The sequence below is a fragment of the Microtetraspora sp. AC03309 genome, assembly GCF_020826795.1.
In the GTDB taxonomy this organism is placed as follows: domain Bacteria; phylum Actinomycetota; class Actinomycetes; order Streptosporangiales; family Streptosporangiaceae; genus Microtetraspora; species Microtetraspora glauca.
On sequence record NZ_JADDIL010000015.1, the window covers coordinates 70491 to 94049 of the forward strand.

The window sequence follows — 23559 nt, forward strand, 5'->3', positions numbered from 1 at the left end:
TGTGCAAATCTTGTTGTGCGTGCGAGGACTTCCATCGCCCAGATCGGTGTATGAAGCCGTGAACAGTCGCCGGGCCGTGCGGGCGTTCAGTGATAAGCCGGTTCCCAAGCAGGTACTACAACGTGTGCTGGCCGCGGCAACACGGGCCCCTCGAGTGGGAACTTGCAGCCGTGGCAGGTGTACGTCGTGGCGGGCGAGCCTTTGGTTGAGTTGAAGAGGCGCGCGACGGCCAGGGCGTTGGCGGGAGATCCGGGGGATGAGCGAGAGTATCCGATGTACCCGGACGGGCTGGCCTCGCCGTATCTAGACCGTTTCTCCGCCGATGGGCCAACTCGGTGGTGTTCTCTCGAACGTGACCCCAGGGCCAAAGTAGCTATGCGTAGAGATCGTCTCTGCTTCTCATGCTCGGCCGGTCAGCTCTCTGGCTCGCTGCCGGGCCCAGTGCTCGGTCGCCAGCACCGCTTCCATGGCCATCGCGTCGGCGGCGAGCTGATCGTGCTCGTTCATCACGCGCTCCACGATGTCGACGATCCCGAGGAACGGCAGGCCGCCGACGGCAGCGATGGTTCGGTCGATCGCGGAGGCGTAGGCGCGCTGGGTGTCGGGGTCGGTGACCCGTTGCGTGCCGAGGAACTCATCGGCCGCGTCCGCGAATTGCTGTCCTGGTCTCAGGGGACCAGAACGACCTTGCCGAGGTTGCGGCGGGACTCGATGATCTCGTGGGCGCGCGCGGCTTCGGCGAGCGGGATTTCAGCGAATACGCGGGGCCGCAGCGTGCGGTTGCGGTGGAGTTCCCAGAGCTCGTCAAGCCAGCGCGTGTACACCTCGGGCTTGCCCCGGGCGATGGCCGCCATCTGGAAGCCGATGACCGAGGCGCTCCGGATAAGCAGCTCGTACGCGTCGATTGTGCCGCCGCCCGAACTGAAGGCGACCAGACGGCCGCCGGGGGCCAAGGCGCGTACCGCGGGGCTGAGGAGTTCTCCGCCGACCCCATCGATGACGATGTCGACCGGATCGCCCCAGGACTCGTCCCCGTAGAGCACGACCTCGTCGGCGCCGAGGGCGCGAACGAACTCCGCCTTGTCCGCACTGCTGACGGCCGCGACCACACGGGAGGCCCCGCCTGCCTTCGCATACTGCAGGGCGAGGGTGCCGACCGCACTGGCCGCTGCGGTAACCAGGACGGCGTCGCCGGGGTGGGGACGGCCGGCCTCGTAGGCGCCGCGTGCCACCAGGCCGCTGCGGACCAGGGCCACGGCGTCGACACTGGTCGCCCATTCGGGAATCGCGGAGGCCATCGCGTGATGGATGAGGGCCAGTTCGGCATAGGCATGGGAGAAGGAGAGACCGGTGACGCGGTCGCCCACGGCGAAACCGGTGACGCCTTCACCGACGGCGGCGACGGTGCCTGCCACCTCTCCGCCGAGCGGGACGGGCTTGGCGCCCTCGCGTACCTTCCGTACGGCCGGCAGCGTGACACCGACCGCTTCGGCACGGACGAGCAGCTCACCCGGGCCGGGCTCCGGAACAGGGGCGTCCTCGATGAACAGAACCGCGGGGCCGCCGCTGACCTCATAGCGGACACGACGCATGGACACCTCCGGATGCGACATCAGCTCGAAGAATCATTGGAATTTCCAATGGATGTTCACCATAGACGGTAGGTCATTGGGAAGTCCAATGACTTTGGGATAGCTTGCTGCCATGACTGCCACCGAACGCCCGCGCGCCCTAGCGCACATCCAGTCCCTGCCGAGCTGGCTGGCCGGCCAGGTCGCGGCGCGCGGCCGGAGCCTGGTCGCCGAGGCGATCGCCGAGGAAGGGCTGAAGCTGCCGCATCACGCCGTGCTCGCGGCAGTGTCCGAGTACGGCCCGGTCGCCCAGGCGGATGTGGTGCGCCGCTTGGGCTTCGACGCGAAGGACGTGGTCCTCCTGCTCAACGACCTGGAGGAAGCCGGGCTGGCGGTACGGGACCCCGATCCGCAGGACCGCCGCAAGAACGCGGTGACGGTGACACCGGCGGGCGCGCGGACCCTGAAGCGGTGCGCGGAGCTGGCGGAGCGGGCCAACGCCGCGCTCCTGGCACCGCTCAGCGCGGCGGAAGGCCAACAGCTGGTGGAGCTGTTGGCCCGGGTGTACGAGGGGTAGCGCCGCTCTACGCGCCTTATCGGCTGCCGGGAGCCGCTTCCGTCGTGACGCTGGAGGAAGGCGGCCATCCGCTCCTTGATGGCTCGAAGCCGGGTGAGGAGAACCCGTCCGGCGCGATACCTCGGTTCACTCGCGGGCCGGCGCTCGCCCTGACGCGGCGTCGCCTACGAGAGGACTGGCGCGGGAGGCTGCCGTACGTTCCCACCGCCTTGACGTTCTCGCCCGGGAACGGTGACAGCCGGGCGCCGGTTCAGCTGAGCGCGTGTCCGATGGTGGCGTCGACGTGGCCGGGGATCTCGTCGTGCCGGTCGCCGACACTCAGCGTTCCGGTCGGCTCGAACAACAGGATCGAGGCCCCGTGGGCGGAGCGTGGCCGGTGCTCGACCCCGCGCGGGACAACGAAGACCGATCCCTGGGGGAGTTCGACGACACGTTCCGGCTGGCCGTCGCCGGACTCTCCGTCGCGCAGGGCGATGCTCAGCTCTCCCTCGATGACCAGGAAGAACTCGTCGGTGTCGTCGTGGACGTGCCAGACGTGTTCACCGGCCACCTTGGCGATCCGCACGTCGTAGTCGTTCACTCGGGTCACGATCCGCGGACTCCACAGCTGGTCGAAACCGGCCAGCGCGGCGTGCAGGTCGATAGGTGTTTTGGTCATGTGTCGATCCTTACGGTGGGGGATAGCAGCCGAAAGTGCTAGGAATCGCATATGTCGCAAGAATCCGCGCAGCGCCCGTCTGACGCCTCCATGCGGGCCGTCATGATCGTCGACGAGGGCTCGAACCCGTTCGAGATGGGAGTGGCCACCGAGCTGTTCGGGCTGCGCCGCCCGGAGCTCGGACTGCCGTGGTACGACTTCACGCTGTGCGCGGCGACCCCGGCCGTCCGCATGCACAACGGCTTCTTCACGATGTCGCGGGTCGCGGGTCTCGACGCGGTGGACCGCGCGGGCACCGTGATCGTGCCCAACCGTCCGGACCCTCAGGTGCCACCGGACCCCGCCGTACTGGAGGCCATCCGCCGTGCCGCCGCGCGCGGCGCCCGCCTGATGAGCTTCTGCACCGGCACGTTCACGCTGGCCGCGGCCGGTGTGCTGGACGGGCGCCGCGCCACCACGCACTGGCGCTGGGCGGAGGAGTTCACCAGCCGCTACCCCGACGTACGGCTGGAGCCGGGAGTGCTGTTCGTCGACGACGGCGACATCCTCACCGCGGCCGGCAGCGCGGCGGCCCTGGACCTCGGCCTGCACCTGATCCGCCGCGATCACGGCGCCGACGTGGCGAACGCGGTCAGCCGCCGACTGGTGTTCGCCGCCCACCGCGACGGCGGCCAGCGGCAGTTCATCGAACGACCTGTGCCGGCCGTACCGGACGCGTCCCTCGCACCCGTGCTCGCCTGGGCGCAGGCGCGGCTGGACCGGCCGTTGACCGTCGCGGAGCTGGCGGCCCGCGCCGCGGTCAGCCCGGCCACCCTCCACCGGCGTTTCCGGGCGGAACTCGGCACCACGCCCCTGGCCTGGCTCACCGCCGAACGCGTCACCCTCGCCTGTCGTCTGATCGAGCGCGGCGAGCTCAGGATGGAGGCGGTGGCCCGGGCCAGCGGTCTCGGCACGGCCGCCAACCTGCGCGCCCAGATGCGGCGGCGGACCGGTCTCAACCCCAGTGCCTACCGGCGGCGCTTCGGCCCCGCCACCACGGTGGGCGGCCCACGGTGTCCGACGACCTGATCGCCCGGCTGGTCGTTGCGCTCCGCCAGGGGTGCCGTTAAGAATCGCCGCACCAGGGGCGAAGCAGACGAGTAGCCAGGTCCGGCGGGCGGCGAAGGCGACGTCCTGTGCGCGGTGGTGGCACGCTACCGGAGCCCAAGAAGGTCAGGGCGGGGGCCGTTCCTTCACCGTCAATCGGCGTGTTCTTGCTCGGCGGCCGCGGCGTAGGCGGCGGCGAGGCGCTCGAACGGGCCTGGACCGTCACGCGGTTTCGGCGGGGCGTCGAGGTGGCGGACGCGAAGCTCGTCCATGAGCTCCTCGATGAACGCCGGACCCTCATCGCGCATGAGCTGCTGCCGGCTCCGGAGCTCGTCGCTGCCCGGGCGCCAGTCGAGGCCCCAGTTGCCGAGGGCATAGATGATCGGAAGAGTCTGGATACCAGTTTCAGTGAGACTGTAGCGAGCGCGCTGCCCCCGCGCGGCGGTGCCGCGGGTGAGGATCCCTGCCTCGACGAGCCGCACGAGGCGGTCGGCGAGGATGTTCGAAGCGATGCCCTCGATCGACCCGGTGAGCAGCGCCCGAAAGTAGCGGCGGTCGCCGAAGATGACGTCGCGAAGCACGAGCAACGACCAGCGATCTCCGAGCACCTCGACCGCGGCGTTGATCGGACACCCGGACCGTGGTTCCACGATTCCTCCTTGACAGGTATTTCGCCCTCAATATAGTAGTTGCATAATGCAATCACTATAGGGGAAGAGGAGATGATGGGCCACTTCGTATATTGGATGAACGTGTCCCTCGACCTGCGGATCGAGCAGGTTCCGGGGGACAACGGCGCGGGCGAGTGGCTGCGCATCGACGAGGAACTGCACCGCGATTTCAATGCCCGGGCGCAGGCGCTCGCCCTGATGGTCCAGGGCCGGGTCATGTACGAGACGATGGAGGAGTACTGGCCACGTGCGCGCGAGGACGCGTCGCTGCCAGATGTCATGCGTGAGTACGGCGAGATCTGGACCGCCAAGCCCAAGGTGCTCGTCTCCCGCACCCGCCACAGCGCCGATCACGACGCCCGGATCATCGACGGAGACGACGCGATCGAGCAGCTCGCCGCGCTCCGGGTCGAGACCGACGGCACCATCGGGGTCGGTGGCGCGGCAATCGCGACGCAGCTTCTCCGGGCCGGGCTGCTTGACGAGCTGGTGCTCTACACCCATCCCGCCATCCTCGGCTTCGGCAGGCCGCTGTTCGACGATTACGACCTGCCGATCGACCTCGACCTGCTGGAGCAGCGATCGTTCGAGCAGGGCGTCACGATGCATCGCTACGCCATCCGGGACGCAAGGGAGGCGAGCTCGTGCTGAGGCAGGTCGCGGACGGTGTGCTGGTCCACGAGAGCGAGTTCTGCCAGAGCAACACCGTTGTCGTGCAGGGCCAGGGTGGCGTATTACTCATCGACGCCGGGGTGACGGGCGACGAACTGGCCTGCCTCGCGAATGACCTGTCCGATTCGGGCCAGACCGTTGTGGCAGGCTTCTCGACGCATCCTCATTGGGATCACCTGCTCTGGCACCCCAGGCTCGGCGCGGCGCCCCGTTACGGCACCGCACGTTGCGCGACTACTGCGCGAGATCGCCTGTCGGGTGGGGTGGATGCGGTCGCAAGGGCCGTCGGCATCCCCGAGGAGGTGCCGCTGGACCTGCTCGGCGAGATCACCGCCCTGCCCGCCGAGACGGCGCAGATTCCATGGGATGGCCCTCAAGTCCGGATCATCGAGCACCAAGCGCATGCACCGGGCCATGCGGCGCTGTTCATCGAAGAACGCCGGGTTCTCGTCGCCGGCGACATGCTCTCCGATGTCTTGATTCCCATGCTCGACCTGAACGGCGCCGTCGACCCGATCGAGGACTACCTCGCCGCGCTGCGGCTGCTGGAGGGCGTGGCGGGCGACGTCGATGTCTTCGTCCCGGGCCACGGGTCCGTCAGCGGAGCCGACGAGGTACATGCCCGGATCGCCCAGGATCGGGCGTACCTGCACCCCTTGCGTGACGGCCGCGCTCTCAGCGACCCGCGGGTCGACCCATCGGCCAAGAACGGCTGGGAGTGGGTGGCCGGCGTGCACGAACGGCAACTCCAGCGCCTCGCCCAACGAAGCGAGCGCGACGGGGCGCCGCGCTAGCGATCGGTGTGCGACACAGCCAGTACGCGCGGGTCAGTCGGGATCTGGGGCAGCGGCACGACGTTCTCCAGGGTGATCGGGCTGGTCAGGGGGGTTGCCCTCTGCGGCGGTCATTTACCACGTTCAGCCAGGTCATGCCACGCTTGGAGCCGAAGTACTTGCGGTTGGGGCGGGCGAACGCGGCCGGGACCGGGACGACGAATCGCATCCCGTCGACCGCTGCGACCAGCCCGCCGCCCCACGCCCGCGCCAGGAGAGTGCGAGGAAGGCGGTGCCCCGGTACAGAGCGCCGCACCGCCCGCTACTGCTCCCAGGCATGCCGCCAGCGCGACGAGCCGCCGACGCCAGCACCGCCCACACCGCCCGCACCGACGCCGGTCCGATCCCAACCAGGACCGCGCCGCGCTCGCCGAACCGGCCCACGCTGCTACGCGTGACGAAACGCCGTGACGGAACCCGGCCCCGGCGAAGCGCTCATGATCGAATACAAATCTTCTCTACGACATCAACCGGCGCTCTTCCCCTCGGGGCGGGGCGCTTCGTCGTCCTGGGTTGCCGAGAATTCGAAGCAAAGATCACGAGCGATATCTCAGCCTCGGGCCCTTGCGCTATCGCAGGTAAGCGGCATATCCGTTGGAGATTTCTGCACTGCTGCCGGACCCCTATAGGGGCCCCGTCGTCCCATTCGTTTAGGTCAGCACAGACCATAAGGGACAAGATTTCACACCCGTCTCAAATCACCGTTTTCATCCCTTGCCGCCCAATTTCCCCGGTGAGATGATCGCCCCGACGGAAGATGGTCCAACTGATTCTTTCGGCCCGGCCCGATTCAGTCAGAAAGGAAGCAATCCAGTGCAGCGATCATTGGCTCGTCTCCGAGACGAACTCCTGTCGGTGGTTCTCCCGAAATCCAACGCCTCCGCCGTGACGTGCCGTACCGGCAACAGGTGGTGCAGCTACTGTTCGTCCACCTATTCCAGGCTGTACGTCAACACCATCTGTACGAACGACTCCGGTCAGTCCTCCGTCATCACGACCGACTACGGCTGCGGCAGCTGCTGACGTCGACCGGCGCGGTGTTCTCCGGATGATCTGACCGCCGGCGCGTCCGGCATCGCGGTGCCGACAGGGACCGCGATGCCGGCGTCCGGAAACCCCCTCCACTCCGTCGAGCGAATCGGGGCTCAACCGTGATCGCGTTACAGATCTGTCTGCTGTTGCTGACGCTGCTCAACCTGGCGTTCACCCTGGGGATCGCACGGAAGATCGGGCGGGGCGCGGGGGTGCCGCCCGTTTCCGTCGAGCTTCCCCCGCTGAGCTCGCCGCCTGGAACCTCCATAGGCGAGTTCTCGGCCACCAGCACGCGGGGGACGACCGTCAGCCGTGACACCCTCGAACTCGGCACGGTTTTCGCCTTCCTCTCACCGACCTGTGAACCCTGCCGGGAGGCCATGCCGGCTTTCCTCTCCTACGCGGCCGCGAACAAGGGGAGCGTCGTGTCCGTACTCTCCGGTGACTACGATCCCGAGGTCAGGGCCACGCTGGAGTCCCTGGGGCCGGTTCTCGTCGAAGTGCCGAACGGGCCGGTGGCGAAGGCGTTCGGTGTCATCGGCGTTCCCGTGTTCGTCACCGTGGGAGTGGGGACCGTGCTGGCCACCAGTTCGGAGATCGGCCCGCAGTCACGGCTCATCATTCCCGCGTGATCTCCTGCCGTGGAGTTCACTCACCTGATTCTTGTCTCGTCGGCGTTCTGTCTGGCTTTCGTCCTTGGTGTGGTGCGCCGGAGGTTCGGTGTCGTCCAGGTTCACGGGGTGAGCATGCATCCGCATCTGACCACGGGTGACCGGGTCATCGTCGCGCGGCGTCCGGCGGCCTGTGCGCGCGGGGACGTTGTGGTGATCAGGCATCCCGATCTGCCGGGACAGGCCATCAAGCGGGTCGCGGCGGTGGCGGGTGACCGGTTGCCGGGCGGGCGGGTGGTGCCGCCGGACCACCTCTTCGTCCTCGGCGACAATCTGCCGTCCAGTCTGGACTCGCGTCATTTCGGGTTCGTCCCGATGGATCGCGTGGCGGGGCGCATGGTGCGGCGGCTGACAGGGTCTTTCCCGCCCGTCGTAGGTGAGGACCGAAATGGTTGAGGTGTTCAGCGGGACCCTGCTGGTGGCCGTCTTCCTGACCTCGGGCGTCGGGAAGGTGATCAATTACTCGTCGTTCGAGGAATCCGTCCGGCAAATGCGGTTACTTCCCGCCGGGGCCGTACCGGTGGCCGCGGTCCTGATAATCGCCGCCGAACTGGTCGCCGTACTGTCGATAATGGCCGGTCTGGTGAAAAGCCCGGGGCTCCTCATGGTCGGCTTCGCCCTTGCCGCCGTGCTGTGCGTGATGTTCGGCCTGGCGATCGCCACCGTGATCCGCCGGGGCAACGCCGTTTCCTGCAACTGCTTCGGCCGTCAGGCGTCGCCGTTTTCCGCCCGGCACATCGTACGCAACACCCTCCTCGCGGCAGCGGCCGTCGTCGGCATGCTCGGTGCCGGTGCCGGTGCCGGGGCGGGCTCCTGGACCACGGAAACGGGGATCACCGTCGTGGCGGGATTGTTCCTGTCGCTTCTGGTCATTCTCCTGGACGACCTGGTTGATCTCTTCGCCTGAATTCCCTCCGAGAACCTGAGCAAAGGACGCGACGACCCGTGCTGAAATCACTGCGAGACGGCGTCCGCATGACCGGCAAGGCGTTCACCCTGGCCTGGCAGGCGCGGCCGCGACTCGTCATCCTGGCGGTGCTCATCGCGGTGACCACCGCCACGGTCCCGGTCACCGTCGCCTGGCTGACCAAGTTCATTCTCGACGCCATCGTGCTGGGCCTCCCGACCAGCACGCTGCTCGTTCTCGCGAGCCTGCTCGCCGCGCTGGGGCTGGTCGCCAAGGCGGTGGCGGAAGGCGCACGCTACTGCCAGGCAGAGCTGGACCGGTCGATCGCCCTGCAGGCGCAGAGCCGGCTGTACGGTGCCCTCAACCGCCTGCCGGGGCTCGCGCGTCTCGAGGACCCCGCCTTCCTCAACCAGCTGCGGCTGGCACAGACGATGGGTGGTCGCACTCCAGGCCAGATCCTCTCCGGCTTCCTGTCCATCTCCGCGGCCACGCTGGGCATCCTGGGCTTCGTCGGTTCCCTGTTCTCGCTCAGCCCGATCATGGCGTCGGTGATCCTGGTCAGCGTGGCGCCGGCCCTGCTGGCGGAGATCGCGCTCTCCCGGCGCCGCGTCTCCATGCACCTGCGGCTGGGCCCGCGCGAACGCCGGGAGATCTTCTACGCGCAGCTGATGACCGACGCCCAGGCCGCGAAAGAGGTCCGGCTGTACGGCATCGGCTCCTTCCTGCACACCCGGATGGTCGCCGAGCGGCAGGCGGCCAACGCCGAGAACAGCGCGCTGGACAGGCGTGACCTCACCACCCAGTTGGCGCTCGGCGGGCTGTCGGCGCTGATCGCGGGAGCCGGTCTGGTCTGGACGATCATCCGCGCCCGCCACGGTGCCCTGCTGATCGGCGACATCTCGATGTTCATCGCCGCCGTGGCCGGCATGCAGGGCCAGCTCGCCGGTCTTGTCGGCGAAGTGGCGCGCACCCACGGGCAGATCTCCCTGTTCAAGAGCTTCCTGGCCGTCGAGGGCGCCGAACCCGACCTCGCCCTGGCGGCCCGTCCCGCACCGGTTCCCCCGCTGTCCCAGGGCATCCGGCTCCAGGACGTCTGGTTCCGCTACAGCGAGGAGCATCCCTGGATTCTCCGCGGCGCCTGCCTGGACATCCCGGCCGGGACGTCGATGGGGCTCGTGGGCCTCAACGGCGCGGGAAAGACCACGATGGTGAAGCTCCTGACCCGCATGTACGACCCGACCTCCGGGTGTATCACCTGGGACGGAACCGACCTGCGCGACGTCGATCCGGGCGAGCTAAGGGCCAGGATCGGTGCCGTCTTCCAGGACTTCATGGCGTACGACCTGTCGGCGCGGGAGAACATCGCCGTCGGCCGACTGGACCTCGTGGGGGACACGCTCGCCATCGAAGCCGCCGCCCGCGAGGCGGGGATCGACGAGAAGCTCCGCTCCCTGCCCCGGGGCTACGAAACCCTGCTGACCCGGCTGTTCATCGACGAGGACAGCGAGGACGGCGACGCCACCGGGGTCTTCCTCTCCGGCGGCCAGTGGCAGCGGGTGGCGCTCGCCCGCGCGATGCTCCGCCGCGACAGCGACCTGCTGATCCTGGACGAGCCCAGCTCCGGCCTGGACGCGGAGGCGGAACACGAGGTCCACACCCGCATCGCGGCCCTGCGCAGCGGCCGGACCAGCGTGCTCGTCTCCCACCGGCTCGGCGCCATCCGGCATGCCGACACCCTCGCCGTCCTGCACGATGGCGTGTTCGCCGAGGTCGGCGGCCACGACGAGCTCATCGCCAGAAACGGCCTGTACGCCCGGCTGTTCCAACTCCAGGCATCCGGCTACCGCGACCCGATCGACACCACAACGACCGTCTGACTTACCCGGAAACCGGTCTGGGGGCAGGCGGGCTCGCTACCGCGGGCGGCCGAAGGGCCCGAGCACGTCATCATCCACGACCGTCGACACGACGGCCGGGCCGGCACCCGCCTGTCCTGAAAACCCTCGTCTACCTCGCCCCTGGTGCGGCGATCCTTAACGGCACCCCGACAGGGGCGAGCACCTGTCGGGGGATCATGGGGTGCCGGTAAGAAACGTGTCATGAGCCCCAAACCGCGTTGATCTTGCTGTGACGTGCCTGGTCAATGCTGGATGGTCATGAAACACCCCCCGATGCACATCGACGAGTTGGTCGAGCACTGGACGATCCTGGACGAAGAGCGCGACCTGATCGCCGGGAAGCGCGACGCCACTCGACTCGGATTCGCGATCTTGCTGAAGTTCTACACGCAGCACGGCCGGTTCCCGCGTGGCCGCTCATAGGTGCCGGACGACGTGGTTGAGCACGTGGCCAAGCAGGTCCGGGTTCCTGCCTCGGAGTTCGGCTTCTACGAGTGGTCCGGCTCCACGATCGAGTACCACCGCAATCAGATCCGCACACACCTGGGCTTTCGTACCTGCACGACGGAGGACGCGACGAAGCTGGCGGTGTGGCTTGCCGAGGAGGTCGCCCACGCCGAGCGACGGCCTGAACGGGTCCGGGAGGAACTGCTCAAGCATCTGCGTGAGGAGCGGATCGAACCGCCGGCGCCTGGACGGATCTCCCGGATCGTGGCCTCGGCCCTGCACAACGCGGATGTCGCCTGGTCGGTGCGGATCGCCTCCCGGCTGAGTCCGGAGACCACGCAGCGGATCTGCGCGCTGGTCGGCATCGACGATGCGAGCCGCGCAGTAGGCGAGGGGGTGGCCGGTGACCGTCAGGAACCCACGGGCGAGGCTCCTGCCGAGGACGATGACCTGCTGGCGTTGATCAAGTCCGCGCCGGGCAACGTGAGCCTGGAGTCGATGATGACCGAGATCCGCAAGCTGACGGCGGCGCGCTCGATCGAGCTGCCGCCCGGATTGTTCGCGACGTGGCGCCCAAGGTGCTGGCGTCCTGGCGGGCCCGGGCGGCGGTGGAAGCGCCCTCCCACATGCGTACGCATCCGCGCGAGCTGACGGTGCTGCTGCTGGCGGCGCTGGTCCAGGAGCGGGAGATCACCGACGCGCTGGTGGAGCTGCTGATCGCCACCGTGCATCGGATCAAGGCGCGGGCCGACAGCAAGGTGACCAAGGAGCTGATCAACGCGTTCAAGCGGGTGACCGGCAAGGAGAACATCCTGTTCAAGGTCGCCGACGCCGCGCTCGGCCAGCCCGACGATTCGGTCCGTCAGGTCATTTTCCCGGCTGTCAGCGGTGGCGAGCAGACGCTGCGGGATCTGGTGCACGAGTTCACGACCAAGGGCCCGGCCTACCGCACCACGGTGCAGACCACGCTGCGCGCCTCCTACACCAACCACTACCGGCGCGGCCTGATCGCGCTGCTGGACACCCTGGAGTTCAAGAGCAACAACACCGCCTTCCAACCGGTGATCGAGGCGCTGAAGTTGATCCGCCGCTACGCCAAGGCGGGCAACACCACCTACTACCCGCGCGGCGAGGTGGTGCCCGAGCACCGCGGCACGGCCGGCGAGTGGGAGGACCTGGTGTTCAAGAACGACAAGCGCGGACGCCGGCGGGTGGTGCGGATGGTGTATGAGATCGTCACATTCCAGGCGCTGCGCGAGGCCCTGCGGTGCAAGGAGATCTGGGTGGTCGGCGCCCACTCCTTCCGCGACCCGGAGGAGGACCTGCCCAAGGATTTCGCCGCCCGGCGCGTGGAGAACTACGCCGAGCTGCGCAAGCCGCTGAACCCCCGAGACTTCATCGCCGAGTTGAAGGCCGAGATGCGCGCCGAGTTGGAGGCGCTCGACACCGCGCTGCCGAAGCTGGACTGGTTGACGATCTCCGAGCGTAAGTCCGGCGCGATCAAGCTGACGAAGATCGGCCCGGCGGACGAGCCTCGGAACCTGCGCCGGATCAAGAACGAGGTGAGCCGCCGCTGGGGCTCGGTCCCGCTGATCGACATGCTTAAGGAGGCGGTGCTGCGCACCGGCTGTGCCTGAAGGCGGTCACCTCGGTGGTGGGCGGCTCCAGCCTCACGCCCGAGGTCCTGGCCGAACGGCTGATGCTGGCGATCTTCGGGTACGGCACCAACACCGGGATTCGGGCCGTGGCCTCCGGTGGCCACGCCCACAGCGAGGACGACATCCGCTACGTCCGGCGCCGCTATTTGACCCCGCAGGTCGCCACCGACATCGCGATCGCCATCGCGAACGCCACCTTCACCGCCCGGGACGTGGAGCTGTGGGGCGAGGGGACGACCACCGTCGCCTCCGACTCCACGCACGTGCGCGCCTACGATCAGAATATTTTCACCGAGTGGCACTCCCGGTACGGCGGCCGCGGCATCCTCATCTACTGGCACATCGAGCGCGGGTCCATGGTCGTGCACTCCCAGACCCTGCGTGCTTCGGCCTCGGAGGTGCACGCGATGATCGAGGGCGCGGTACGGCACGGCACCACCATGAAGGTCGAGGGCAACTATGTCGACTCCCATGGCCAGACCGAAATCGGGTTCGGCATGACCAGGCTCTTGGGCTTTGACCTGCTGCCGCGCATCAAGCAGATCAACAAGGTCAAGCTGTACCGGGTGGAGAGCGGCGCAAGTGGTCTGTACCCGCGGCTGACGCCGGCGATGACCCGGCCGATCCGCTGGGACTTGATCGAGCAGAACTACGACCAGATGATCAAATACGCGACCGCGATCAAGCAGGGCACCGCCTCCACCGAGGCGATCCTGCGCCGCTTCACCGAGTCCGCCACCCATCCGACCTACCAGGCCATGCTGGAGGTCGGCCGCGCGCAGAAGACCATCTTTGTGGCCCGCTATCTGCGGCTGCGTGAGCTCCAGCGGGAGATCCAGGAAGGGCTCAACGTGGTGGAGTCCTCCAACGGAGCGAATTCGGTGATCTTCTACGGCAAGGGCGGTGACATCGCCACCAACCGGCGTGAGGAGCTGCAGATGAGCGTGTTGTGCCTGCGCATCCTGCAGGCCGCGCTCGTGTACATCAACACCCTGATGCTGCAGGACGTCCTGGCCGATCCCGAATGGGCTCAGTTGTTCAAGCCCGCCGACCAGCGCGGGCTGACCCCGCTGTTCTGGCAGCACGTGCAGCCCTACGGCGAGGTCCGCCTGGACGTGGCCAAGCGCCTTTCGCTCGGCGGTGCTGTGCCGGGCTCCGGAGGCGGGCAGCCCGACTAGCTTCGTGATCGTGGTAGGGGCCGATGCGCGCCCGCCTGGCAGGACGGCGCGCATCAGGCCGGGGCCAGGGCCTTTCGTCAGGTGGTGGGCCGTGCCTTTCTCGTCTGATCACGTCCCTCCAAAGTGTGGGCAGGGGCACTGATTGGCGGTCCAGGGGCTGCTGCTGTCTGTCCGGTAGCGCTCATAGAAGCTCTGGGCGGACTCGTACTGGCCGGTGGTGTACCAGGTCAGTGCCGGGTGGCGGGCCTCCAGTTCGCGCAGGGCACGAGTGCCGAGCCCGCAGAACCGCCAATCCGACGAAAAGTCGATCTTTCTCAGCAGGCCGGCGCCGCAGGGTTCACAGATCGCGTAGCGGACCCGCCCGAGCATCGGATGGTCGTCTCCGGCAGCGATCGCGAATGCGTACCACGAGGTCGGTGGGCAGGAGAACTCGAACGTGCTGGGCGTGGCGGTTGCGTGCGCGATCGCGTCCGCTCTGGCGCGGCTGGCGGCGTCATACAGCTTCCACGCCAGCTCGGTGTCGCGACCGGCGGCGGCGATCGTTCCCCGGCCCGACACCTTCACCGTGTCTTGGGCCAGCAGCGCCGCCAGGTGGCTCTTCCACGCCTTGGCGAACGCGGCGGGCCTGCGCTGTTCGTCCTCCTGCTCGCCCACTGTCTGGTGGTATGCCTCCCGTACGATCGCCTGCGTGGCTGCCCGCCGCATGCGCCCTTCGAAGTCGTCGAGGCCGCCCGGCTGCCGCACGGCGTCGGCCACCTCCTGCAGCCGGGCGAGCAGGCCGCGTAGTCCCGTCGGTCGCGGGGGCGTCAGTTCCGGCCATGACGCGGGCAGGGGCTCCAGCAGCAACCGCATCACCATGCCGCCACCGTAACGCGCGCGTCCGCGCGGAGGCGCCAGGTCAGAGATCCTCGATATAGCCGGCGGCGATGTCGTCGGGCGGGTTGGTGTACAGACGCAGGTAACGGTCGTTGGCGTGGCCGAGGCGGCGCTCGAGTTCGGCGCGGTTGTGGCCGGAGGCTTGGGAGAGCCGGAAGGCGAAGGTGTGGCGGGCGTCGTGCGGGCGCAGGGCGCCGAGTTTGCGGTCGGGGTCGTTGGTCTGGGCGTCGTGCAGGCGGCCGATCTCGCCGACGACGGTGTTGATCGAGCGGGGTGACAGGCGGCCGTCGGGGCGGCGGGCTGCGATGGAAGCGGCCGACAGCAGCAGCGCGGCCGGGCCGGTGCTGGCGGCGGCGTCGCCGGGCCGCTCCTGGGAGAGGTAGTCGGCCAGTGCCTGGCGGGCGTCGCGGCCGAGGAAGACGGTGCGGCTGGTGCGGCCCTTGCCGCGTACGCCGGTCAGGCGCGCCTTCTTGGCCTGACGCAGCCGCTCGGGGTCGGCCGGCTCCAGCTGGTCCAGGTCCAGGCCCACCAGCTCGGCGCGGCGCAGCCCGGTGCCGAACAGCAGGTAGATGATCGCCCGGTCACGCAGCGGGCGGGCATGGGCGTGCACCCGAGCCGTGGCGCCGCCGCGGTGGCGGCGGCCCTTGAGCTCGTGGAAGGTCTCGATCTGGTCCACCACGTTCTTGACGGTGCGCACCTGGGCGGCGGCCAGCGCGCGCGGCTGCGGGGCGGGCAGCGGCAGCGGGGCGCCCTTCTTGGTGGGGTCGCCGTGGCGCAGCAGGCCGGCGGGGGCGTGCGTGGTGATCCAGGTGAACAGCGCCGACAGGTGCGCGAGATGGTTGTTGACGGTCGTCGGCGCCATTGGCGCGGGCGTGCCGTCGCGGCCGCGGTTGCCGGCGGCGGCCAGGTGGTCGCGCCAGGCGCTCACCTCGCGTACGGTGACGGCCGAGAGCCGGTCGTGCCCGAGGCCGCCGGTGATCCAGGCGCCGAAGCGCCGCAGATGCCGGGAGATCTTGGCGGTGACCTCCGCCGAGCGGACCCCGCGCACGGCCAGATCGAGGTAGCGCTCCGTCCATACCGGCAGGCTGTCGTCGGCCGGATCGAGGCGCTCGGGGAGCCCGACTACCTTTCGTGAAGTGATTTCGGCGCCATCCGGGCCCGGGCAGAGCGGGGCCGAGCTGGGGTGGAGGACGGCATGGAGCCAGGTTACTTCACGGAAGGGTTGTTTCCTGAAGTGACCTGACTCATCGCTTGTTCGCTCGACGTGGTAGGTCCGGTCTGGGTGCCGCCACCGCTGAGTCGTCGATCGGTCGCCGATTTGCCCGTGGGATCAGTTGGTAAAAGCAATCTGGGTGCGGTGGTGCTTGGGGGTGTCGATCTCGTCGAGCAGGGCGATGGCGAAGTCGGCGTAGGAAATGAGGCCGGTGCCCGCAGGGCCACCGGTCCGGTAGTGGCCGACTCGCGGGCCGTCGTGGTCGAAATTTCCGGTGGGGCTGGCGTACACCCAATCGAGGCTGCCGGCGGTGGAGCGCAGAACCTGCAGTCCCGCGGCATGGCCCTCGGAGAACGGCCGATACTCGGGCGGGAATTCGTCCGTGTCCATGAGCCGCACCCCTGGTTCGGTCTCCAGGAGGGTGCCAAGACCGACCACCAGCAACCGGCCGACTCCGGCACGGGACAATCCGTCCAGCAAGGCCGTGGCCGCGCCAACATAGAAGCTGTCGGGCGACGCTTCGGCGTCATAGACGGCGCTGATCGCCGCATCGTGGCCGGCGGCGACCGCGGCGACGCTGTCCACGTCCGTGACATCACCCGCCACGATCGCCACCTCATCGGCCGCCAGGTCGCCGTACTTGGCCGGATCACGGACCACCGCGGTGACCTGGTGGCCGCGCATGCGAGCCTCGGCAACCGCCGCTCGGCCGGCCCTGCCACCGGCACCGGCAATAACGATCTTGCTCATCTGGATACTCCGTTCTCTCCGGCGGTCAAGGTCACCCGCCGCTGCTCCGAAACGGTATCCGCGAGGTACTTGTTACTTCAACGGTACTGACTTAGCGTCAGGATAGTGACTGTGCCACTCGACCCTGAGATGTTCGACCCAGCCTGCCCATCCAGCGTCATGCCGATCCGAATCGGCGAGAAATGGTCAGCGATGGTCCTCATCTGCCTTGAGCACGGCCCTCGCCGGTTCACTGAAATCCGCACCCCGCTCCGCGGGATCACGCCGAAGGTGCTCACCGAGACACTGCGCGCGCTCGAACGCGACGGGCTGATCACCCGCACCGCCTACCTGGAGATCCCACCCCGGGTCGAGTACGAGCTGACACCGCTGGGCCGCACGCTGCTCGAACCGATCGCGGCCTGCCGGGTCTGGGCACAGAACCATCTTCCCCAACTGCTCAAGGCACGTGAAACCTACGACCACCGGATCTCCCGCTGATGGTCGAAGCGCGTCTTGGTCCGCTCGGTGTACCTCCTCACGCAACGGATCCACGATGCCGAGCTGCTCGGCCACGAAGTCGACGACCGAGGCCGGCGCGTCGGAATCCTCCAGGAACGCCCCGGCCCACCGAACGGTGACGAGCTAAAGGCCGAAGCCAAGCCAAGTGGCGTCGCGCTTTCCGGCGATCAGGTCGCGCTCTTCGTCCAGGATCGTCCAGTGCTCGACCAGATCGTCGATGTGCATCGCGGGGGGGTGTTTCATGACCGCCCAGCATTGACCAGGCACGTCACGACAAGATCAACGCCGTTTGGGGCTCATGGCACGTTTCTTACCAGCACCCCATCATGCCTCGGTGGCGACCGGTGCGGTGGGCGGTTCATCGCAGCGGTTCCCGCACGACGCGGGTACTGCGATTTCAGTAGGCCAAGTGCCAGCAACCGCATGACGACGGGACAGGCCGGCGGCCGACAGCCTTGCGAGGTACCTCTCTCAACACCTGGAGACCTCCGTCCCGTGGCTTCTTTCCTTTATCGACTCGGCCGTATGGCCTTCCGGCGACGCTGGTACGTCACCATCGTCTGGCTGGCGATCTTCGGCGCTGTCGCGTTCGCCTCGACCACCGCCGGCGATCCTCCACCCGATACCGGCTCCATGCCGGGCATCGAGGCGCAGAACGCCTATGACCTGATGGGGCAGCGCTTCCGGGGCGCCTCGGACGGCGCCGACCGGGCCACCGCGCGGCCGGCGAGCCCTCGGAGCCGGTACCGGCATCGACGCCCGGCGTGGCAGTGGCGCGGCCCGGTGAAGGAGAATGCCGCAGAGGTGCCGCGCGAGTACGCGGCACGGGCTGAATCCCTGGCCCTCAGGCCGGAGAGCACGTCCGAGAGTCCGGTCACCGCGGCCGACGATGGCCGGACTCGGGCGACTCAGCGCTTGCGCACCTCGTCCAGGATCAGTTGCAGCATCGCGGAGGACGCCTTCTGGTTGCCCTCGAGGCGGTCGAGCCGGACATCCATGGCGTCGAAACGCCGGTCGACGCCGTCGAAGCGCTCGTCCACGGACTTGAACCGCTCATCGACCGCCTGGAACCGGGCGTCCACGGCGTCGAACCGCTCATCGACCGTGTCGAACCGGGCGTCCACCGCGTCGAGGCGAAGGTCGACCGCGTCGAAGCGCCGTACGGTCTCCCGGCGGAAGTCCGTCATCTCGCGCCAGATGCCGCTGACCGCGAGGTTCGCGGCGTCCGCCGTGTATTGCGCGCGCACCACCGCGTCCTCGACGGCGGCCACCCGCTCTTCCAGACTCTTCATCGGTCGTCTCCATGGGGGATGGGGATTGGGAGGATGTCCTCCCGGCTGGAGCACCATATCGTGCACGCTGCGTCACGACAAAACCGCGAAGCGTTACTGCCATCCATCCTTGTCCACGCCGCCGGGGACCGGCCCCGAGGGGGCGTAGGGCTCCCGCGTGAAGATGAAGGTGTTGAGATCCAGATGCACACCTTCGGGCGAGCGGACGACCCGCAGAACCTCTCCCGCGTAGTAACCGTCGAGGCCGAGCCAGGTGCCGTCCGGCTGGGCGACGAACCGGGAGGCACGGCCCTGCCCGCCGGCCGGGGTGAGCGAGAGCCCCCGCTTGGGCAGCACCCGCAGGAGGTAGGCGCTCGGGCCCCAGTACCACGGGCCGGTGAGCGCGAGCAGGTCCTCGTCCGCCGAGCCGGGAACCCACTCGGCGGGCAGCGGCGGCTCATGCGCGGCGAGGATGTCCAGCAGGTCCTTGGGAAGTGACGCCCGCACCCCGGAGGTCGTGTTGGCCATGAACAGGACGCCCACGTCATCGGCCGGATCCGCCCACACGGTGGCCAGGAAGCCGGGCATCGACCCGCCGTGCCCAGCCAGGCGGCGGCCGTTGTGCCTGGAGAGCTGGATTCCCAGGCCGTATCCGCCGAGCCAGGCGTCTCCGTCGTCCACGGTCGCGGGCTCGCGCATCTCGGCGAGGGTCGCCGGGCGCAGTACGTCCCCCGTGTGGCCGCCGACGAAGGCCGCCCACCGGGCGAGATCCGCCGGAGTGGACCAGAACTGCCCCGCCGCGGCCATGGCGCCGTGGTCGTGCTCCGGCTCGGGCAGCAGCACGTCGGCCCACGGGTGCACCGCGTACCCGGAGGCGTGCGGAGCGCGCGGACGCGGCGTGGTGTCGCGCATGCCGAGTGGTTCGAGCACCTCCTCGCGCACGACTTGCGTCCAGGGCATGGAGCGCTTGCGGGCGAGCAGCTCGCCGAGCAGGCCGAAGCCGAGGTTGGAGTAGTGGTAACGGCGGCCGGGACGATGCCGGGCGATCTCCGGGCCGAGACCCGCGATCAACTCGTCGGCCGGGGCTCCGGGGGTGCGCTCCCACCAGGCCCCGGGCGGCTCCGCGGTCAGCCCGGCCGTGTGGGAGAGCAACTGGGCGATCGTCACGTCACCGGCGGGGGTGCCGGGCACGTGCTTGGCGAGCGGGTCGAGGAGGTCGAGCGCTCCCTCGTCGCGCAATCGCATGACGGCGACCGCGACCATGCTCTTGGTGATCGAACCGATGCGGTACTGCGTGGCAGGAGTGGGCGGCTCCCCGTCGACCCTTCCCCGGAAACCGAACCAGGCGACCTCGCCCCTCCGGACCAGTGCGGCGGCCAGTGACGGCACTCGTGACTCCGCCTGCTCGACCGCGAGCCTGTGCAGCAGCGCGCGAGCGGTACGTTCCTCGACCTTCGACATGGGACCAAGGCTAGCGGCGAGACCCGACAGACCCGGGCGGCATCGGCGGGAAACCCGCGTCTCCCCGTCGCCGTCCTCTGCCGCCCGCTGCCGTCCTCACCTGCGCCGTCCTCGCTCCACCCGCCTTCGCCCCCCGTCGCCACCCCCATCTGCCGTCACGCGTCTGCCGTCATCTCGCCCGCTCGCCGTCCTCCGCGCGATCCTTCGCCGTCTCGCCGTCCTCGGACAGGACCAGGTCGAGCAACCCGGGGAACCGCGCGTCGAACTCCGCCGCCCGTAGCCGGTTGGTCCTTCGGGTGCCCTCGTCGCGCTGTTCGAGCAGCCCCGCCTCCCTGAGTACCGCGAAGTGGTGGCTGAGCGTCGACTTGCTCACCGGGATGTCGAAGGTGCCGCAGGCCCTGGTCCAGTCAGGGGATTCCGCGACCTGCCTGAGGATCAGTCGGCGAACCGGATCGGCCAGGGCGTGGAGAGCGGACTGCAGGGTCGTCTCCTGGGGATGCACGTGGGTGAGGGAACGGCCTCGCGCCGGACCCCCACTGTTCGATGTACGTCGAACATCTGTGTACTGTTCCATCTCGATCGAACATTCTAGGAGGCGTGGATGGACGCGAAGCGGACCCGGCTCGGCAGGGTGGGTGTGTGGCACGCGGCGATCGGTCGCATATCGGCGGACTCCGCCAGGGTCGCCGTCGCGGAGATGGAGGCGCTCGGTTACGGGACGCTGTGGTTCGGCGAGGGTTCGACGACCAAGGAGGCCTTCACCAACGCGGCGATCCTGCTCTGCTCCAGCCAGAAGATCACGATCGGCACCGGGATAGCGAACATCTGGGCCCGTGACGCGACGGCGATGGCCTCCGGCGCCGACACGCTGGCCGAGGCGTTCCCCGGCCGGTTCGTGCTCGGCATCGGCGTCAGCCACGCCCCGCTCGTCCAGTCGCGCGGTCACGACTACCGGCGGCCGGTGGCGGCGATGGCCACGTACCTCGACGCGATGGACCAGGCGGGCTACGACGCGGTTGCGCCCACGCATCCGGCGCCGCGCCTGCTCGCCGCGCTCCGCCCGAGGATGCTGGAGCTGGCCCGCGACAACGCCGACGGCGCCCATCCGTACTTCGTGCCCGTCGAGCACACCGAGCGGGCGCGCGAGGTGCTCGGGCCCGGCCCGATCCTCGCGCCCGAGCAGGCCGTCGTACTCGAACGCGATCCCGACACGGCCCGGGAGTACGCCCGCGAGCACATGGCGCCCTACCTGGCGCTGCCGAACTACGCGAACAACCTGCGCACCTTCGGTTTCGACGACGACGACCTCGCGGACGGCGGCAGCGACCGGCTCGTGGACGCGATCGTGGCCTGGGGAGACGTCGACGCCATCCGGGAGCGCGTGACGGCCCACGTGGACGCGGGGGCCGATCACGTCGCCATCCAGCCGCTCGCGCCCGGCGGCAGGCTTCCCCTGGACCATCTGAGGGAGCTCGCACCGGCCCTGCTCTCGCTCTGAGAAGGCGGCGTCGGCGAGCTCGGGACGGACGTCACGCCGAGGGACCCCGCGGCGTTCGCCTTGGCGTGACTCCCCGTTCGTACGCGGCCCCGAGCGGGGTGAGCGCGGGTGCGATCCACCTCCACAGGGGGTCACCGCCGGGCGGTGACGGGTCGCCTCGCGTCACCGAGACGCTGACACCAGGCCCGCCTCGTAGGCGATGATGACGAGCTGGACACGGTCGCGGGCGTCCAGCTTGGTGAGCAGTCGTGACATGTACGCCTTGACGGTGGCGACGCTGATGACCAGGTCCGCGGCGATCTCGGTGTTGGACATGCCGCGTCCGACGAGGGTCAGCACCTCGCGTTCCCGTTCGGTGATCCCTTCGAGCGTGCGCGGCGTGGGGGAGGGCGCGGGGCGGGCGGCGAACTCCTCGATCAGGCGGCGGGTGACGCTCGGCGCGATCAGGGCGTCACCGGCGGCGACGACGCGGATCGCCGCGAGGATGTCGTCCAGTGCCATGTCCTTGACGAGAAACCCGGATGCGCCGGCCCGCAACGCGCCGTAGACGTAGTCATCGTCGTCGAAGGTGGTCAGCACGACGACATGAGCCGTGGCGGGTCCCACGGTGATCAGCCGGGTGGCGTCGATGCCGTCCATGCCTGGCATGCGGATGTCCATCACCACGACATCGGGGTGGACGTCCTCGGCCAGACGGACCGCCTCCGAGCCGGTTCCGGCCTCCCCGACGAGTTCGAGGTCGGGGGCGTCCGCGATGACCATCCGCAGCGCGGCACGGACCAGAGGCTGGTCGTCGGCGAGCACGACGCGGACGGTCATCCCACTCCCGCCGGTAGGGGAAGCCGGGCCGCCACCCGGAAGCCGCCCTCGGGGCGCGGCGCGGCGGAGAACTCCCCGCGCAGCATGCCGACCCGCTCGCGCATCCCGACGAGGCCGTAGCCGCCGGCCATGGCGCCGCCGCGGCCGTTCCCGTCGTCGAGGACCTCGATGGAGACCTCGTCGTCCCCATAGTCGACGGACACCTGGCAGGCGTGGGTGCCGGCATGGCGCACCACGTTGGTGACCGCCTCCTGGATGATGCGGTAGGCGGACACGTCGATCTCCGGAGGGAGCGGACGCAGTTCGCCCTGCCATCGCACGTCGACGTGGACACCGGCGTCCGTGGTCGTCTCGGCCAGCCGGTCGACATCCGCCAGGCCGGGTCTCGGGTGGAGCGGCTGTGGTGCCTGTTCCGTTTCGGCCTGACGGAGCGCGCCGACCATCCGGCGCAGACCCGACAACGTCTCTCGGCCGACCGTCTCGATCTCGCCCAGGGCGTCGCGGGCGCGTACCGGCTGGGTTTCGATGACCCGCCGTGCCGCACCGGCCTGGAGGGCGATGACGCCGATGCTGTGCGCGACCATATCGTGCAGCTCGCGTGCGATCCGGAGTCGTTCGTCGGCGATCGCCCGGGCCGTGGCCTGGGCGCTCAGGGTGTCGGCGTGCTCTCGCGACTGGCGCACCGAATTGCCGACCAGCCACGCGATGACGGCCGTCATGGCCACCGCCAGCTCCGCAGAGGTGCCGATGACCCAGCCGAAGAACAGCCGCGTGGTGAGATAGCCGGCGAGTACGGCGAGCGCCATGGCGACGGCGACGATCCCGGTCCGGCGCGGGCGGGTGGCCGCGATGAAGTAGAGCGCGACGTCGGCCGCCAGGAACTGGGCCATGGGGATCTCTCCCACACCCAGGGGGACGGGCGCGATGGCGGAAGCGGCCAGCACCAGAGCCAGAGCCGGGAGCGGCCGGCTGCGCAGACAGGCGCTGCCGGCCAAGGCCAGAGCGGTGGCCACCGCCAGGGTCGTCAAACCGTCCCACCGAAAGATCAGGACCCCGGCCAGTACGGCGGACTCCGCCTCACCGGGCAACCTGACGCGTATGAGGAAGGTGAACGCCAGGCCCGCGTACCACGCCAGGGCCGTCCAGGCGCCGGGCGGGACGCGCTTCAGCAGGGGAAGCGGGGGCGTGGCGTACATGCGCAGATCGGAGCGAGGCAGTACCAATCCGGACATCAGCCCACGGGTGTACGCCCACGGTCTATCTGTGCGCCCGCGAATGCGACCGGCGGTCCGATGTGGCGGGGACCCGGCC

Annotated in this window: 26 protein-coding genes and 1 pseudogene; 15 read left to right on the forward strand and 12 right to left on the reverse strand. The window is 69.1% G+C overall.

The window, feature by feature from the left end; genetic code table 11:
• The first annotated feature begins 58 nt into the window (after nt 1-58).
• Nucleotides 59-214 (forward strand): nitroreductase family protein, encoded by a 156-nt coding sequence (locus tag IMZ11_RS46670; protein WP_374462260.1) that lies wholly within the window; start codon nt 59-61, stop codon nt 212-214.
• A gap of 454 nt (nt 215-668) precedes the next feature.
• On the opposite strand, the gene IMZ11_RS11120 is transcribed toward IMZ11_RS46670, so the two are convergent.
• Nucleotides 669-1592, reverse strand: a complete 924-nt coding sequence (locus tag IMZ11_RS11120) for a zinc-binding dehydrogenase (protein ID WP_228640508.1) — start codon at nt 1590-1592, stop codon at nt 669-671.
• 112 nt (nt 1593-1704) lie between these two features.
• On the opposite strand from IMZ11_RS11120, the gene IMZ11_RS11125 reads away from it, so the two are divergent.
• Entirely contained in the window at nt 1705-2148 is a 444-nt protein-coding gene (locus IMZ11_RS11125) for a MarR family winged helix-turn-helix transcriptional regulator (RefSeq protein ID WP_228640332.1), read from the forward strand.
• A 250-nt stretch (nt 2149-2398) separates the two neighbouring features.
• On the opposite strand, the gene IMZ11_RS11130 is transcribed toward IMZ11_RS11125, so the two are convergent.
• The gene (locus IMZ11_RS11130; protein ID WP_228640335.1) at nt 2399-2806 is read right to left on the reverse strand and encodes a cupin domain-containing protein; all 408 of its coding nucleotides are present in this window, start codon (nt 2804-2806) and stop codon (nt 2399-2401) included.
• Between the two features lie 51 nt (nt 2807-2857).
• Between IMZ11_RS11130 and IMZ11_RS11135 the strand changes: the two genes are divergently transcribed.
• Nucleotides 2858-3874 (forward strand): helix-turn-helix domain-containing protein, encoded by a 1017-nt coding sequence (locus tag IMZ11_RS11135; RefSeq protein ID WP_228640338.1) that lies wholly within the window; start codon nt 2858-2860, stop codon nt 3872-3874.
• A gap of 170 nt (nt 3875-4044) precedes the next feature.
• Here IMZ11_RS11135 and IMZ11_RS11140 read toward each other — a convergent pair whose 3' ends face one another.
• A complete protein-coding gene (locus IMZ11_RS11140; protein WP_228640341.1) occupies nt 4045-4542 on the reverse strand; it encodes a helix-turn-helix domain-containing protein in 498 nt (165 codons plus the stop codon).
• Nucleotides 4543-4638: 96 nt separating this feature from the next.
• On the opposite strand from IMZ11_RS11140, the gene IMZ11_RS11145 reads away from it, so the two are divergent.
• Nucleotides 4639-5214 (forward strand): dihydrofolate reductase family protein, encoded by a 576-nt coding sequence (locus tag IMZ11_RS11145; protein ID WP_228640344.1) that lies wholly within the window; start codon nt 4639-4641, stop codon nt 5212-5214.
• Nucleotides 5208-6029, forward strand: coding sequence for an MBL fold metallo-hydrolase (locus IMZ11_RS11150; protein WP_228640347.1), 822 nt, complete (start codon nt 5208-5210; stop codon nt 6027-6029). The genes IMZ11_RS11145 and IMZ11_RS11150 overlap by 7 nt, the downstream gene beginning before the upstream one ends.
• 97 nt (nt 6030-6126) lie before the next feature.
• Here IMZ11_RS11150 and IMZ11_RS11155 read toward each other — a convergent pair.
• A pseudogene (locus IMZ11_RS11155) lies at nt 6127-6291 on the reverse strand (Tn3 family transposase); the annotation flags it as partial.
• 928 nt (nt 6292-7219) lie between these two features.
• Here IMZ11_RS11155 and IMZ11_RS11160 point away from each other — a divergent pair.
• The 8 genes from IMZ11_RS11160 to IMZ11_RS11195 all read left to right on the forward strand — a co-directional run bounded on the left by IMZ11_RS11160 (nt 7220) and on the right by IMZ11_RS11195 (nt 13859).
• Nucleotides 7220-7732, forward strand: a complete 513-nt coding sequence (locus tag IMZ11_RS11160; protein ID WP_228640350.1) for a redoxin domain-containing protein — start codon at nt 7220-7222, stop codon at nt 7730-7732.
• Nucleotides 7733-7741: 9 nt separating this feature from the next.
• Nucleotides 7742-8167, forward strand: coding sequence for a S26 family signal peptidase (locus tag IMZ11_RS11165; RefSeq protein WP_228640353.1), 426 nt, complete (start codon nt 7742-7744; stop codon nt 8165-8167).
• Nucleotides 8160-8678: a MauE/DoxX family redox-associated membrane protein gene (locus IMZ11_RS11170; RefSeq protein WP_228640357.1), complete on the forward strand. Its 519-nt coding sequence runs from the start codon at nt 8160-8162 to the stop codon at nt 8676-8678. The genes IMZ11_RS11165 and IMZ11_RS11170 overlap by 8 nt, the downstream gene beginning before the upstream one ends.
• Nucleotides 8679-8716: 38 nt before the next feature.
• Nucleotides 8717-10555 (forward strand): ABC transporter ATP-binding protein, encoded by a 1839-nt coding sequence (locus IMZ11_RS11175; protein WP_228640359.1) that lies wholly within the window; start codon nt 8717-8719, stop codon nt 10553-10555.
• A 279-nt stretch (nt 10556-10834) separates the two neighbouring features.
• Nucleotides 10835-10999, forward strand: coding sequence for a DUF4158 domain-containing protein (locus IMZ11_RS11180; protein WP_228640362.1), 165 nt, complete (start codon nt 10835-10837; stop codon nt 10997-10999).
• A 12-nt stretch (nt 11000-11011) separates the two neighbouring features.
• On the forward strand, nt 11012-11674 hold the full coding sequence (locus IMZ11_RS11185) for a DUF4158 domain-containing protein (protein ID WP_228640365.1): 663 nt from the start codon (nt 11012-11014) through the stop codon (nt 11672-11674).
• A complete protein-coding gene (locus IMZ11_RS11190) occupies nt 11590-12660 on the forward strand; it encodes a hypothetical protein (RefSeq protein ID WP_228640368.1) in 1071 nt (356 codons plus the stop codon). Before IMZ11_RS11185 ends, IMZ11_RS11190 begins: the two co-directional genes overlap by 85 nt.
• 17 nt (nt 12661-12677) lie before the next feature.
• Nucleotides 12678-13859: a transposase gene (locus IMZ11_RS11195; RefSeq protein WP_308066776.1), complete on the forward strand. Its 1182-nt coding sequence runs from the start codon at nt 12678-12680 to the stop codon at nt 13857-13859.
• Nucleotides 13860-13967: 108 nt separating this feature from the next.
• Here the strand turns inward: IMZ11_RS11195 and IMZ11_RS11200 are convergent, their stop codons facing one another.
• The 3 genes from IMZ11_RS11200 to IMZ11_RS11210 form a co-directional block, all read right to left on the reverse strand.
• Complete coding sequence (locus IMZ11_RS11200) at nt 13968-14717, reverse strand: hypothetical protein (RefSeq protein WP_228640373.1); 750 nt, start codon at nt 14715-14717, stop codon at nt 13968-13970.
• A gap of 40 nt (nt 14718-14757) precedes the next feature.
• Nucleotides 14758-15783: a tyrosine-type recombinase/integrase gene (locus IMZ11_RS11205; RefSeq protein ID WP_228640376.1), complete on the reverse strand. Its 1026-nt coding sequence runs from the start codon at nt 15781-15783 to the stop codon at nt 14758-14760.
• 282 nt (nt 15784-16065) lie between these two features.
• Nucleotides 16066-16698 (reverse strand): NAD(P)-dependent oxidoreductase, encoded by a 633-nt coding sequence (locus tag IMZ11_RS11210; protein ID WP_228640378.1) that lies wholly within the window; start codon nt 16696-16698, stop codon nt 16066-16068.
• Nucleotides 16699-16857: 159 nt separating this feature from the next.
• On the opposite strand from IMZ11_RS11210, the gene IMZ11_RS11215 reads away from it, so the two are divergent.
• A complete protein-coding gene (locus IMZ11_RS11215; RefSeq protein ID WP_228640380.1) occupies nt 16858-17178 on the forward strand; it encodes a helix-turn-helix domain-containing protein in 321 nt (106 codons plus the stop codon).
• A gap of 929 nt (nt 17179-18107) precedes the next feature.
• On the opposite strand, the gene IMZ11_RS11220 is transcribed toward IMZ11_RS11215, so the two are convergent.
• From IMZ11_RS11220 to IMZ11_RS11230, 3 genes are all read right to left on the reverse strand, one after another.
• Nucleotides 18108-18491, reverse strand: a complete 384-nt coding sequence (locus tag IMZ11_RS11220; RefSeq protein ID WP_228640382.1) for a hypothetical protein — start codon at nt 18489-18491, stop codon at nt 18108-18110.
• 93 nt (nt 18492-18584) lie between these two features.
• On the reverse strand, nt 18585-19931 hold the full coding sequence (locus IMZ11_RS11225) for a serine hydrolase (RefSeq protein WP_228640385.1): 1347 nt from the start codon (nt 19929-19931) through the stop codon (nt 18585-18587).
• Nucleotides 19932-20100: 169 nt separating this feature from the next.
• Nucleotides 20101-20433: a helix-turn-helix transcriptional regulator gene (locus tag IMZ11_RS11230; RefSeq protein ID WP_228640387.1), complete on the reverse strand. Its 333-nt coding sequence runs from the start codon at nt 20431-20433 to the stop codon at nt 20101-20103.
• A gap of 99 nt (nt 20434-20532) precedes the next feature.
• Between IMZ11_RS11230 and IMZ11_RS11235 the strand changes: the two genes are divergently transcribed.
• Nucleotides 20533-21429, forward strand: coding sequence for an LLM class F420-dependent oxidoreductase (locus IMZ11_RS11235; protein WP_228640389.1), 897 nt, complete (start codon nt 20533-20535; stop codon nt 21427-21429).
• A 162-nt stretch (nt 21430-21591) separates the two neighbouring features.
• Here IMZ11_RS11235 and IMZ11_RS11240 read toward each other — a convergent pair whose 3' ends face one another.
• Both IMZ11_RS11240 and IMZ11_RS11245 read right to left on the reverse strand, forming a co-directional pair.
• A complete protein-coding gene (locus IMZ11_RS11240; protein ID WP_228640391.1) occupies nt 21592-22248 on the reverse strand; it encodes a response regulator transcription factor in 657 nt (218 codons plus the stop codon).
• Complete coding sequence (locus tag IMZ11_RS11245) at nt 22245-23480, reverse strand: sensor histidine kinase (protein ID WP_228640393.1); 1236 nt, start codon at nt 23478-23480, stop codon at nt 22245-22247. Before IMZ11_RS11245 ends, IMZ11_RS11240 begins: the two co-directional genes overlap by 4 nt.
• Between the last annotated feature and the right edge of the window lie 79 nt (nt 23481-23559).